Raw genomic sequence first — 14,149 nt, 5'->3', positions numbered from 1 at the left:
AGTCTGGCGATCGAGTTAGTTAATCTTGATGCGTAGATTATAGGCCATTCCGCTCAAAGGAATGCATGAATTTTATTTGAAATAAAGATGAGGACTATCTGAAAATTGACATCCTCCCCCAGCTAAAGCAAGGGGATTCCTACTGCTAGACGCTCATGCCCGAGCGCAAGAATATTCAGTGCGGAATTTACATCCCGATCCCATGAGCTACCACACTCACCACACTGCCACTCTCTTATTCCTAAACCTGCTCTACCTTTCGGACTACTGGAGCGTGAGCCACAGCACGAACAAGTTTGGGTGGTATAGGCTTCATTGACTTCTTCATACCATACCCCTGCGTTCTCGCATTTATACTTGAGCATGGTTCTTAGTGTTGTCCAACTGGCATCTAACACAGACTTGGCTAGTTTGGTTTGCGCTAATGCTTTGCCATTCACATTGCCAACGAAGATTGCTGCATGTTCTTTTACTAGTTTATGGCTGAATTGATGCAGCATGTTTTGTCTTACATTTTTAATCTTGGCGTGAATTGCTTTCACTCGTTTTTTATTTTTTGCACGTTGAGCAATACCAAGTTTTTGTTCATATTTCCGATAGATTTGAGGGGCTTTAAGTTTTACACCATCTGAACAAGTGGCTAAATCTTTTAAACCTAAATCTATGCCAATTGAGGTTTTAGCGGTGGTTTTCTCTGTTTTAGCATTGTCAACTACAAGACATACATACCAACGGCCTCGGCTATCTTCAACGAATGAGCCTGTTTTAACCCTGTATTGACTTAAACCGTAACTATCCCATAACTTGAATTGGTGTTTACCATATTGAACACAGCCATCAGCATATTTGATTGCAACCTTTTTAAACGGTATCCAACCTAGTGAACGTCTAGCTGATTTTTTATTACTGACACGCCATTTTAGTTTTGCTTTTTTGAACTGCTTGCGTCTTGTGACCAATTCTTCTGTCACTGCCTGAATAGTTTGACTGTGCAAGTTGCATTCTTTCGATGTGCCTTTCGTGTATTTTGCAATATCGTATGCTGAAAAGAATTGTTGTTTTTTTTGAAGATGTTTAAAACACAAATCATTGACATAATTCCAAACAAAATTTACTTCGGATGCTAACTGATTTAGCACCTTGCAATGTTTGTCTTTTATGCGTAATTTGAGTGTCTTCATCCAATTATTTTAACAGTATTTTTCTTAATAGTGACTATAGTACAAGTATTTAAAACGACATTTCGTGTCGTTCATGTGGTTTACTCCAGTCGCTTATATCCTCGTGCTGAACCACGAGGTTTTACGCTCCAATGGATAAAAAAGCGTAGCCGGAGCTACGCTTCTGTTCAGCGATCACGGGGCTATTTGCCTGCTTTTAATAACTGACGCTTGGTATATTGAATCGAAGCAATGACTGCCCAGATAATGAAAGCCACACCGATCAGACCGGTCACTACTTCAGGAATATGTACACCGGTACTGCTTGCCAGCATGATAAATGCCAGAGCACCAATCGCATAGTGCGCGCCATGTTCCAAATAGATATAGGCATCCAGCGTGCCTTTATCGACCAGGTAAATGGTCATCGAACGCACGAACATCGCACCGATGGCCAAGCCTAACATGATGATTACCACGTCAGACGTAATCGCAAAGGCACCGATTACACCGTCAAAACTGAAAGATGCGTCCAGCACTTCCAGGTAAAGAAAGCCACCAAAGCCGGCTTTTACCACGCCAGTCGGTACGCCTTCAGCATCATGACGAACGGCATTACCCTCTTCGTCTACTTCCGGTTCCCCACCTAACATATGGCTTAGGACCTGTACCCCGATATAAATCACGATTCCCCAGATCCCCGCCAGAATAACATCCAGACGTTTCGCTTCTTCGACCTGGAAATCCATGATTAATAAGGCAATCAGGGTAATAAAGACTGACATCGCCGGAACGTTTGCCAGATGCGCCAGACGGCGTTCCAGCATGCGGAACCAGTGGGTGTCTTTTTCTTCATCCAGGAAGAAGTTTAGGAATACCAGCATCAGGAAGGCACCACCAAAGGCAGAAATCTCGGCATGATGTGCCATTAGTTTGGCCGAATATTCTTTGGGTGCATTTAAGGCGAGCTGCACCACTTCCATAAAGCCCATATCCGCAGTCACGGCCACAATGACCACCGGGAAAATCAGGCGCATCCCGAAAACTGCAACCAGAATCCCGACTGTCAGGAAAATCATTTTCCAGAAATGATCCCAACCGCGCAGGACGGATGCATTGACAACCGCGTTATCAAACGACAACGACACTTCCATAATCGCCAGAATAGCGGTGATGGTCAGTGCTGTGAACATGGTTTGCAGGCCCGCTTCCGGACCATGGGTAAATCCCCAATAAGCAGACAAACCAAGACACACGATCGAAAATACGATTGAGAAACCAAAGTGTTTCAACATATATATCGACCTTAGATAAATTTCATTAAATGCATTTCTTTAAACGTAGAGAAATACTAAGACTAAAAGTTGTCCCAATTATGAAACTTTTGCCGCATAAACCAAAGCACTTCCTGAACCATTTTTAGGTATTTTCTGCTTTTCAGATTTGCTGATCTTTTAAACAGATTCATCTTTGCTATAGTGCTGGATATTTTGACTTCAACTGCTAAGGATTTCAGTATGAGTTTCTCTCAAGACGTATGGCAACGTAATCTCGGACTTTATCAAAAGACATTGGCGCTGCCTTTTAACCAGCAGCTGGCGCAGGGAACATTAAGCCGTGAAGCTTTTAGTCATTATGTGATTCAGGATGCGCATTATCTGCTGGCCTATGGCCGTGCGCTGGCGGTGTGTGCAGCCAAAGCTTTTGAAGCAGATGACGTGATCCAGTTTAGTGAAGCCGCTAAAACTGCCATTGTGGTCGAACGTAGCCTGCATGATGGCTTTATGCAGGATTTTGGCATCAGCAAAACCCAATTTGAAAATACACCTTTGACTCTGGCCTGCCATCATTACACCTCTTATTTACAGGCAACAGCTTGGGCAGAAAGTTATCCGGTGGTTCTGGCTACCCTCTTGCCATGTTTCTGGATCTATGCAGAAGTCGGTAAGGATATTGTCGATAAGGCGGCGCCGAATAATCCATATCAGGCCTGGATTGATACTTATGCTGGTGAAGATTTTCATACAGCGGTACGCAATGTAATTGCTACTGTGGATCGGGTGGCAGCGCGGGTCGATGCCGATACTCTGGAAAAAATGCATCAGGCCTATACCCATGCAGCACGTTTGGAATGGTTGTTCTGGGACAGTGCTTATGAACAGCGCCAGTGGCCAGGTCTGGATGATTAATTTTAGTTTCTATTGACTACGCCCTGTCCAATGCAGGGCTTTTTTATTTTTAAACCAAACTCTAAATGATGGAAAGTGAAGCTAATTTTGATGTCGTTATGCATCATGAAATTTTATCTATTAGATGTTTGGAAAAGAGCAAATCTAATCTACGTTTTCCCCCAGTTGCTTTAGTACTGATCTTTTGACCAATATCCGACACAACTTGACGTTTAAAATACTTTTATTTGCACTTGAACATTTTTCATTCGGTATCATATAAAGGTTTTTGATGAATTTTCTAGGATCATTGCATGAGCCAAAGTCACATCCGTATTCGAGGTGCACGTACCCATAACCTGAAAAATGTGAACCTTGATATTCCACGCGACAAGTTTGTGGTGATTACGGGACTGTCTGGTTCAGGTAAGTCCTCATTGGCATTCGATACGTTATATGCGGAAGGTCAACGTCGTTATGTAGAATCTTTGTCTGCCTACGCGCGTCAATTCCTTTCACAAATGGAAAAGCCGGAAGTTGATTCGATTGAGGGTTTAAGCCCAGCCATTGCTATCGAACAGAAATCGACTAGCCATAACCCGCGTTCGACTGTAGGTACCATTACCGAAATCTATGACTATTTACGTCTGCTCTATGCACGCGTAGGTACACCTTACTGTCCGGAACACGATCTGCCCATGGTGGCACAGACCGTAACTGAAATGGTCGATGCGGTTAAAGAACTGGAAGAAGGCACTGCGCTGTTATTGTTAGCGCCTGTCGTGCGTGAACGTAAGGGTGAGTACACAGCGTTATTTGAGCAACTGCAAAGCCAAGGCTTTGTGCGTGCACGTGTCGATGGCGAGATCATGGAAATTGATCCACCACCCGAGTTGGACAAAAAGAAAAAACATACTATTGAAGTCGTGGTTGACCGCTTTAAGGTACGTGATGATCTCGGTAACCGGATTGCAGAAAGTTTTGAAACTGCACTGCGTCTCGGTGGAGATATTGCGATCCTGTCCTGGATGAAAGGTGAAAATGATGATCGCGTATTTTCTGCCAAACACTCCTGTCCGGAATGTGACCGCGCTGTGGCTGAACTGGAGCCACGCCTGTTTTCATTTAACAATCCCTTTGGTGCCTGCCCGGTCTGTGATGGTCTGGGTACCCGCAGCCATTTCAGTGCGGACAAACTGATTCCCAATCAGGAAGTCAGCATCAGCCAAGGTGCGATTCGTGGCTGGGATCGTCAGCGTCCGTATTATTATGGCATGCTGCAAAAAGTAGCCGAGCATTTCGGTTTTTCTCTAGAAACGCCTTGGAATGAACTGGATGCCAACACCAAGAAGAAATTCCTTTACGGTACCGGCAAAGAAAAAATTGACCTGAGCTATATTGATGAACGTGGTCGTCGTCATAACCGGGTGATGCCATTTGAAGGTATCTTGCCGCATCTGGAACGCCGTTACCGCGAAACTGAAAGCAATTATGTGCGTGATGATCTGGCGCAGTATCTCTCTAATGCTGCCTGTGATGCTTGTGATGGTTCACGTCTGAATGAAATCTCACGTAATGTGAAAATTCTGGACAAGACCATTGCCGATGTTACTCGCATGTCGATTGGTGATGCCGAGAGCTATTATCAAGGTATTAATCTGGAAGGTGCGCGTGGTGAAATTGCGGACAAGATTTTTAAGGAAATCCGTGAGCGTCTGCACTTCCTGGTATCTGTCGGTCTGAACTATTTGAGCCTGTCCCGTTCTGCTGAAACCCTGTCTGGTGGTGAAGCACAGCGTATCCGTCTGGCCTCACAAATTGGTGCTGGCCTCATGGGCGTGATGTATGTGCTGGATGAACCTTCGATTGGTCTGCATCAGCGTGATAATGATCGCCTGTTACAAACCCTGATTCGTCTGCGTGATCTCGGTAATACCGTTTTAGTGGTCGAACATGATGAAGATGCAATTCGTGCTGCAGACCATATTATTGATATTGGTCCGGGTGCCGGTGTGCATGGCGGTCATGTGATTGCAGAAGGAACCTATCAGGAACTCGCTAAAAATAAAGATTCCCTGACCGGTAAATATCTGTCTGGCAAACTGAAAATTGAAGTGCCGAAAAAACGGGTTCAGCCACCAAAACCGGAAGAACAGATCAAATTGATGGGTGCTGCCGGGCATAACCTGAAGAAAGTCGATCTGAACATTCCATTGGGAATCATGACTTGTGTCACCGGTGTTTCAGGTTCTGGTAAATCTACGTTGATTAACCGGACTCTGTTGCCACTGGCAGCGACTCAGCTGAATGGTGCAACCACGCTGACTGCTGAGAAGTTTGACTCAATTGATGGTCTGCAATTTCTGGATAAAGTGGTTGATATTGACCAGAGCCCGATTGGGCGTACACCACGTTCGAATCCAGCGACTTATACCGGTTTGTTTACTCCAATTCGTGAACTGTTTTCACAGACTCAGGAAGCCAAAGCACGTGGTTATACCGCTGGCCGTTTCTCGTTTAACGTGAAAGGTGGGCGCTGTGAGGCCTGTGAAGGTGATGGCATGATCAAGGTAGCGATGCACTTTCTGCCGGATATGTATGTGCCGTGTGACGCCTGTCATGGCAAGCGTTATAACCGTGAAACGCTGGAAGTGAACTACAAAGGCAAGAATATTTCTGATGTATTGCAGATGACCGTTGAAGATGCCATGCATTTCTTTGATGCGATTCCAGTGATTCATCGTCGTCTGGAAACCTTGCATCAGGTTGGTCTGGGCTATATCCGTTTAGGTCAGTCAGCGACGACCCTTTCTGGTGGTGAAGCACAACGGGTAAAACTGGCACGTGAGCTGGCCAAACGGGATACCGGTAAAACCCTGTATGTCCTGGATGAGCCAACCACTGGTCTGCATTTCCATGATATTGCCAAGCTGCTGGACATCCTGCATGAGCTACGTAATAAAGGGAATACCATTGTGGTGATTGAACATAACTTGGATGTGATCAAGACTGCAGACTGGGTGGTAGACCTTGGCCCTGAAGGTGGTGCTGGTGGCGGTATGATTATCGCGGAAGGTACTCCTGAAGATGTTGTGAAGGTCAAAGCTTCACATACAGGGAAATTCTTAAAGCCGTTGTTGAAGTAATTTAATCCTCCCCAACCCTCCTTTTTCAAAGGAGGGAGTGCCCCTTTTTTTAGAAGAGGGGCTTTTATTTTTGACTATGCGATTGAGCGAATATTTTCAGCCAATTGTGCCAGCGCTTGATCATCCGCCCTTCGAGCATCATGCGATGAAATATAGCCCTCATAAGCATCAAAATACTTATCGACTGAAGAATTAATTGGCTGCCATTTTTCATGGGTATTTTTAGTCTGATGCATTGGAAATAGCTTGGCATGCACATGATCGACACCAAATCCCTCGAACACCATTGCTGTTCGGCCAACGTCATCAAAATAACGATCCAATTTTAGGGCTACCTGCTTGGTATATAAAACCAGATTTGTCAGCACCTGGTCACTCAGTTCAAAGGCATAGCTGGAATAATGCTGTTTTGGAATCACTACGCTTGCGCCCAATGTATTGGGAAATATAGTAAGAAACGCCATAAAATCATCATTTTCATCGATTAAATGACATGGCAATTCCCCTTTTACCATTTGACAGAAAATACAATTTTTACTCATTTTAAGATCCCCTAAATTTTTATATTTTTTAAAAACTTCAATGAAATTTACTTTATTTTTTAACAATATAAATTATAAAATTATGACTCTTCAGACTGTTTAGCTTAAAAAATTCAGTTAAGTGGTTTAAACCTCAGCCACCACATTACGTCCTTTGGCTTTGGCCTTAAATAACGCCTCATCGGCCTGTTCCAGTAAAGCAATCCATGACTCTGCGCCAATCGCCACCCCAATACTCACCGATACATGAATATCTTCATCAGCTGAGGTCAGAATAGAATGTTCAGCGACCTCAGTCCGGATTTTATTCGCCAGCATGAAAGCATGCTCCATCTCGATATTTTCAATCAGTACCAGAAACTCATCACCGCCATAGCGAACCAGCAGATCCGAAGCTCGAACATTGGCTTTTAAGCGTTCTGCAACCAGTTGAATGACCTGATCACCAATAATATGCCCATATTGATCATTGACCTGTTTGAAGTGATCAATATCAATAATCATCAGGCAGGTTCGCTTAAACTGGGTCGGATGCGTTTCCATAAAACGGATATATTCATCGAGCGCAAAACGGTTAGCCAGTCCAGTCACGGAATCGGAATGGGCAATATTTTTCAGTCGAAATTCTAATGCTTCACGCTCTTGCAGCGTATGCTGCAGTTTTTGAATTGCTGTAAATAAGGATTCAGTAGGCCGGTCTGTTTTTAGTTTTGATGGTGCTTGCTTCCGTTCAGACCCAGTGGACAAATCAAATAAAATTTTACGTGCCCGAATTAAAGGAATAAAGATGCGTTTACGCGCAAAAATCATGGTCAAAATTGCCGTAATCAGGGAAATTCCAGATAAGGCCACTGTCCAAATCAAATGATTCAGACTGTGGCGCATTTCCTTAATAGCCACATCTTTGGTGTATTGCAGTAAATAGCTTTGCAAATCAATCACTGTTGTAAATTTATCTACAATGGCTTCAGTCAGCTGGGTTCCAGTTAAATAGTAAGGACGCTGCTGCCGACTATCTTCAATCAGTCGCTCCACAATCGGTAAACCTTGCTGGATAAATTCAGTTCCGACCCGCTGATGTAAACGAATAAATTCATCAGTTTTGTCCTGAACAGGCTGTAGCGTATCAATAATATCCCAGAGGTAGCGTACCTGATGCTGGACCTGCAAGGAACGGGTAATGTTTTGCTCTGGAATCTGGGTTCCAAATGTCACATGTGCCATGACATTTGACGCTACCCGACCCGATTGATCCCTGAGATCAGATAAAAACAGGATTTCACTCATGTAATTATCCAAACGGGCAGATGGCGTAGCAGAGGCAATCACTACTCCTTTCAGAATTTTACGACTGCTATCCCAGGCACTAAACATGGCGAGAATGGCCTGATCCATTTCCTGTGCAGTACGTTCCGGGCGAGGTATTTGAGTATAGAGATCGACCTGCTTACGCCCATATTGCAGACTAGGCTTTAACTCAGATAAAAGTTGCTGGCTTAGGTGATTAAAACCAACCTGATCAAGTGCCTGAGCTGTAATCTGCATCTGTTGATCGACTTCCTGACGGTAATCGCTTAACTCCTGCTGATGTTTGGCAAATTCCTCAACCGAGCTAGACATTACTTTGTTGGCAGGTGCCCGTTCCCGGGAGATTTTATTGGAGAGATCGGTGACCTGTTGTAAGGCATAAAGCTGCTGATAGGTTTGTTTTGATTTTAAATAATGTTGAATACTATCAATAATTAAGGGAATACAAATACACAATAAACATAAAATAATGATCGACATCGACCAGTACAGATGTTTGCTGATTTTCTCAGAGCGCAAAGTATTCATCTTGATTTTTAGTCCTTCACATGAATCAAGGACTCCCCATTTAATAGTAGATAGATTATACAAATAAACGCCTACTCATCATCAATATTTCTTCCCAATTGCTTTGATTTTCAGAAGGTTTTTCTTATGTTCTTAAAGGTTTTAACTCTTTATATTTTCAGGATTTTTCATCTGTTATCACTAAAATATAAATAGGAATGAAAATTTCATAATTTAAAATATAAGAAAATTAAAAAACTCGCTTTCTGAACTATTTACACGTGCAACAATTAGGTGCATAATGCACTGCATTAGGGCGAGTTAAATTATTCCTCAGCAGATTTTTTGATTTACCCGCAAATTTTGGCGAAAAAACCTCAATTTTATATAGAAATTGAGGTTTTTTTTTGCAACTTTATAGAACGAAGCAATTTTTAAATTGAAATAATGCACCATTAAGGTGCACTTAAGAATCATCTTTGACGGCTTTCTATACTAGTTTTTCTAATCTTCTTTTATGAACTAATCCGTAGACTGATGCTTCTAAAAAATTCTGGCAAAAAAAAGCCCAACCTTGGGGAAAGCTGGGCCGATAAAAACAAAAATATGTGGAGAATCAGTCAAATTATCATGTAAAAACATGAACTCTAACCTGATTTTTTTATTATCAGTCAATTTGGTAACAATGTAAAGCACATTAATTTACTAGGATTTATGACATATCACAATTTATAGACAAAACAGTGAAATACATCACATTACAACCCTGATTTTGTCGCTAAACCGATCAATTCTTTCATAAATTTGCTTTATATTACAGTTTTTACGCCTCTCTTAAATTCAGTGTAATAAACATGATTATTTTCATGATAAATAAATTGGTTTTTTGAATTAAAATCCACTATTCAACTTAATTAAACAATCAAAAAATCCTTTATTAATTCATTTTCCTGATTAGATGTAACAATTTATTTAGTATACAACATTGTTATTTAAGCTTTTTTCTAAAATAACTAAATTTTCTAATTAAAAGACTATTAAACAAAATCAATACAATGATTTTGTACAAAAAAATAGCGATTTCGAATTGGATTGACTTAATAAATTGTCACAATACAATACGTTTCTGTTGTACATCTTTTGTAACAAAATGGTAAATATCATGAAAAAACTCGGTTTAGCCACTGCTTTATTATTAGCCATGACCGGTGCTCAAGCATATCAATTTGAAGTTCAAGGTCAGTCAGAGTACATCGACAACACTGCGAATGACAAAGACTTCACTGGCGCTGTTCAAGGTACTTACTACTTCAAAGATGTAGACGCTTCTAAAGGTCCTTTAGCTGAAGCTGCTTTCATCAACCAGGCATCTAATGTTTCTGCTGCTTATACATACGGCGAAAACGGACAAGAATTTGGTGATCGTACTGTACACCATACTTTTGGTGCAAAAGGTGAAGCTTACATCCCAACTAAAGTTGTTCCTGCTTATGCAAGCGCTTCTTATAGCCATACTATCACTGATAGCAAAGCTGGTAACCCAGATGACAATGGCGACCGTTATGCATTAGAAGTAGGTGTACTTCCTATTCCTAACTTCCTGGTAGCTGTAGGTTACACAAGCGTTGCAGACCAAACTTCTTATGACGCTTTCAACATGTTCAACAATGGCGTTGCTAAAGCTGCTATTGAGTCTCAAACAATCGCTGAAGACCAAGATGCAATCACTGCTCGTACTAAATATGTAGGCGCAATTGACGGCACTAACATGTCACTTGGCTTCGAAAGCGGCTTGGTTTATGGTGAAGATACTGCTTACAACCTAGGTACTACTTTGTACATCAACCCTAAATTAAGCGTTGGTGCATCTTATATGGAATCTAGCTACGCTAACTCTCCAGACAAAGCTTGGGGCGCAAACGTAAACTACTTCATCACTCCAGCAGTTGCTGTAGGTGCTAGTTATGTGAACTCAAACTACGAAGCAAATCTTGCTCAAAATGATGTAGTTCGTGATACACAAACTGTAGGCTTAAATGCTAAATTCCGTTTCTAATTTCTGAATTAGTGACTGAGTAAAAAAAGGACGCATCAGCGTCCTTTTTTATTGGATCAAATATCTATTCCGGAGAACGGACCAGACTTAAAAAATGCAAATGGCGTTCATATTGGTCAATGATGTCCTGGATCAAATCTTCTTGAGTCCATTCCATCACATCATAATTTTGCCCCCCTTCCCTTAAAAAGACTTCTGCCTGATAAGACTGCGGAGAATCCGCATCCGGCATAAAGCTCGGTGCCAGAGTCTGGGTAGCAATGACCTGATAAATAAAGTTCATTTCATTCTGATGATCGACACGTAACTCGATCCCATCTTCCAGTTTAAAGATTTTCACCTGGATGTGACGACGTTTCAGTTCAGCCTGAAAACTGTTAAAAGCTTTGCTGACCATCTTATCAATATAATCACGTACTTCATCATGCGTATGCGGATAATGCATAATTAAACCGAGTCGCTGTTGCCAGCTACGCGGGTTCTGAATGGCCCGTGGGGTAATACGCGCAGCTTGTAGCGCATGCATTTTCGTTACATCCAGATGCAGGGCCTTAATCAGTCCCCAGCAAATCAGCAGCATAATAAATGTAAACGGCAAGGCACTCATAATCGTAGCCGACTGCAAGGCTTCCAGCCCACCTGCCAGTAACAGAATGATGGCCAATAAAGCCATTAATACGGTCCAGAACAGACGTTGCCAGGTCGGTGAATTCTCGGTTTTAGCAGTGAGATAATCCGTGACTAATGATCCTGAATCTGCTGAAGTGACAAAGAATAGAATAACCAATACCGTAGCAATGATACTGGTCACCGAATTAAATGGCAGATTACCTAAAAATTCGAATAGCGCTACAGAAGAGTCACGTTGTACTGCCTCAAGCAGATTAGTATTGGCTTCATGCATGATACTGAATAATGCAGCATTGCCCATAAAGCCCATCCAGATTAAGGTAAATCCGGTAGGAATCAGTAGAACCCCAACAATGAACTCACGAATACTGCGGCCTTCGGATACTCGGGCAATAAACATCCCGACAAATGGCGACCAGGAAATCCACCAGGCCCAATACATAATGGTCCAGCCACCAATCCATCCACTAGGCTGATAGGCATACAGATTAAAGGTCATACTGAACAGGTTTGCAACATACTGGCCAGAATTCTGAATAGTGGTCTGCAGAAGATAGATGCTTGGACCGGTAACAAAAACAAAGATGAGTAGCAGTAAGGCAAGCAGCAGATTCAGTTCAGCCAGGCGTTTGATGCCCTTATCCAAACCAAAAAATACGGACATTGATGCCATTACAGTGACGGCAATAATCAAAATGACCTGAGTACTGGGGGTCTGCTCAACTCCAAATAGGTAATTCAGACCCGAATTAATCTGAGTCACCCCAAAACCTAAAGTTGTCGCAACCCCAAATACTGTCCCTAAGGTGGCAAAAGTATCTACCCCGTCTCCGATTGGGCCATGAATCCGGTTACCGATCAGTGGATACAAGGCGGAGCGAACTTTTAAAGGCAGATTATGTCGATACGCAAAATAGGCCAATGACAGACCCACAATGGTGTAAATCGCCCAGGCATGCAGGCCCCAGTGGAAGAAGGTCACGCGAATAGCCTGCTGTGCGGCCAGTACAGTTTCCGGGTCACCAGCAGGCGGTGTGACATAGTGCATAACCGGTTCGGCAACACCGAAAAACATCAGGCCAATTCCCATACCTGCGGTAAACAGCATGGCAAACCAGGATGCCTGGCTGTATTTTGGCTGACTATGGTCGGGCCCGAGTTTGATTTTCCCCATATCAGACAGGGCAATATAAATCAGGACAATCAGGAAGATCGCCACGGAGAGGACATAAAACCAGCTAAATGAAGTGGTAATCCACGCATTCATTTGCTTGGTCAACAGGTCGAATGAATCAGGTGCCAGTATTACCAGTCCCAAAAAAATGGCGATAATCACCACTGTACTAATAAAGACATTCGGATTGATATTGGCAAACCAGGATGAAGGTTTGGAAGGCATAGATCCCCCATTTTTTTAATAGATTGGATGCCGGGAGGCTTGAATCATTATTGATAAGTAAAAACATTCTGATCGAGAGAATTACGATCAAAGATACGTTTTGGACCTTAAGATTTTAAAATATTCAGGAAAATAAAGCCGTTAAGTTACTGTAACCAAGCTATGCAGCTCTGTACGTTCTATTCCTCAGGCTTTCTATGCTTATGTTGTATATGAGTCTGTTTAGGAAGATGGGAAATATACTGTAAGGCAATCAGACGGGAAACAATCAAGGCCAGATACATTACCCCGACAAACATTTGGATAATGGCAAGCATTCGTGCGACCGGACTGACCGGCATCACATCAGATAATCCTGTAGCAGACTGCACACTAAAGCTCAGAAAGAGCAGATCCAGCCACGGCTGATAAGCTTTTAGATCTGGGTCCGAAAAGCTGTAAGGTACCCATAACTGGCAAATGCTATAGAGAAAAGCAAAGCCCCAAGCCAGCAATGTGAAAACTGCTCCCGCTGCAAATAGTTCGTCTTTGGTCAGATAACGGTCATGAAACATATAACGTAACAGGCCATACGCTGCACTGAAATAGGCACTGGCTTCAAACAGATGCGCGACGATCATGATCCAGGTATAGCGCAGCCCCAAGAAAATCAGCGACGAAAAGAAAATGGCCCCTGCGACAAAGATGAGTCCCAGAATGGTAAACATCGGAGTCTGACGAATTACCTTGGCAATCACCAGCAAGACCACCACCCCCAGCATCCATGTACCCGCGCGATAAGAAACGCTGTCATAACTCAGCATCGACAGGATCAGAATCAGTAACTGCAGGCATAGCAGCCACGCAGAAGGCAGATACTTAAAATGGGTCCAGAATCGTAGCAGGGAGTGCTTCATGAGATTTGTCTTGATGTCCTGTCGAGCATCATTATTGTTATCGCTGGCTTAACATAGCATGATCTGTCGAATGGATAGAAACAGGATTGTATAAAAATCATTGAAATCTCAGTTAAAAATGGTCATATTTAATTTTAGATAAACTATCCCAATGTCTTCTTCATTGGGTAGCTTACGTATTTATAGCTATAAAAAAAGCCCCCATCAGGATAATGCCAGTCAGTTAAGCAAATTTTAGTAAAATGTAGTAAAAATGAGTGTATGTAAATACGCTCATTTTTTTATGTCTTTATCTGAACATTTAGAATCCACTCTTGAACATTCTCTCCCATCACTC

The 14,149-nt window shown here is 42.5% G+C and carries 9 protein-coding genes; 3 read left to right on the top strand and 6 right to left on the bottom strand.

Annotated elements, in window-relative coordinates:
* Positions 1 to 122 precede the first annotated feature (122 nt).
* Both FTU01_RS00045 and FTU01_RS00040 read right to left on the bottom strand, forming a co-directional pair.
* A complete protein-coding gene (locus tag FTU01_RS00045) occupies positions 123 to 1,181 on the bottom strand; it encodes an RNA-guided endonuclease TnpB family protein (RefSeq protein WP_159123703.1) in 1,059 nt (352 codons plus the stop codon).
* A 182-nt stretch (positions 1,182 to 1,363) separates the two neighbouring features.
* A complete protein-coding gene (locus FTU01_RS00040) occupies positions 1,364 to 2,455 on the bottom strand; it encodes a DUF475 domain-containing protein (RefSeq protein ID WP_004781554.1) in 1,092 nt (363 codons plus the stop codon).
* 222 nt (positions 2,456 to 2,677) lie between these two features.
* Between FTU01_RS00040 and tenA the strand changes: the two genes are divergently transcribed.
* Both tenA and uvrA read left to right on the top strand, forming a co-directional pair.
* A complete protein-coding gene (gene tenA / locus FTU01_RS00035) occupies positions 2,678 to 3,349 on the top strand; it encodes a thiaminase II (protein ID WP_166136873.1) in 672 nt (223 codons plus the stop codon).
* Positions 3,350 to 3,642: 293 nt separating this feature from the next.
* On the top strand, positions 3,643 to 6,474 hold the full coding sequence (gene uvrA, locus FTU01_RS00030) for an excinuclease ABC subunit UvrA (RefSeq protein WP_180137727.1): 2,832 nt from the start codon (positions 3,643 to 3,645) through the stop codon (positions 6,472 to 6,474).
* Positions 6,475 to 6,548: 74 nt separating this feature from the next.
* On the opposite strand, the gene FTU01_RS00025 is transcribed toward uvrA, so the two are convergent.
* Both FTU01_RS00025 and FTU01_RS00020 read right to left on the bottom strand, forming a co-directional pair.
* On the bottom strand, positions 6,549 to 7,016 hold the full coding sequence (locus tag FTU01_RS00025; protein WP_166139514.1) for an HIT family protein: 468 nt from the start codon (positions 7,014 to 7,016) through the stop codon (positions 6,549 to 6,551).
* 126 nt (positions 7,017 to 7,142) lie between these two features.
* Positions 7,143 to 8,852, bottom strand: a complete 1,710-nt coding sequence (locus FTU01_RS00020) for a GGDEF domain-containing protein (RefSeq protein ID WP_180137724.1) — start codon at positions 8,850 to 8,852, stop codon at positions 7,143 to 7,145.
* A 1,141-nt stretch (positions 8,853 to 9,993) separates the two neighbouring features.
* Between FTU01_RS00020 and omp33-36 the strand changes: the two genes are divergently transcribed.
* Positions 9,994 to 10,887, top strand: a complete 894-nt coding sequence (omp33-36, locus tag FTU01_RS00015; RefSeq protein WP_180017242.1) for a porin Omp33-36 — start codon at positions 9,994 to 9,996, stop codon at positions 10,885 to 10,887.
* Between the two features lie 64 nt (positions 10,888 to 10,951).
* On the opposite strand, the gene FTU01_RS00010 is transcribed toward omp33-36, so the two are convergent.
* Both FTU01_RS00010 and FTU01_RS00005 read right to left on the bottom strand, forming a co-directional pair.
* Positions 10,952 to 12,916 (bottom strand): choline BCCT transporter BetT, encoded by a 1,965-nt coding sequence (locus FTU01_RS00010; protein ID WP_180137722.1) that lies wholly within the window; start codon positions 12,914 to 12,916, stop codon positions 10,952 to 10,954.
* 179 nt (positions 12,917 to 13,095) lie between these two features.
* Positions 13,096 to 13,812: an ion channel gene (locus FTU01_RS00005; protein ID WP_166139505.1), complete on the bottom strand. Its 717-nt coding sequence runs from the start codon at positions 13,810 to 13,812 to the stop codon at positions 13,096 to 13,098.
* Positions 13,813 to 14,149: the final 337 nt, after the last annotated feature.

The sequence above is a fragment of the Acinetobacter sp. YH12043 genome (assembly GCF_013419915.1).
Lineage (GTDB): Bacteria > Pseudomonadota > Gammaproteobacteria > Pseudomonadales > Moraxellaceae > Acinetobacter.
The sequence above is the reverse complement of the archived record's forward strand: the minus strand, read 5'-3'. Positions and strand labels throughout refer to the sequence as shown.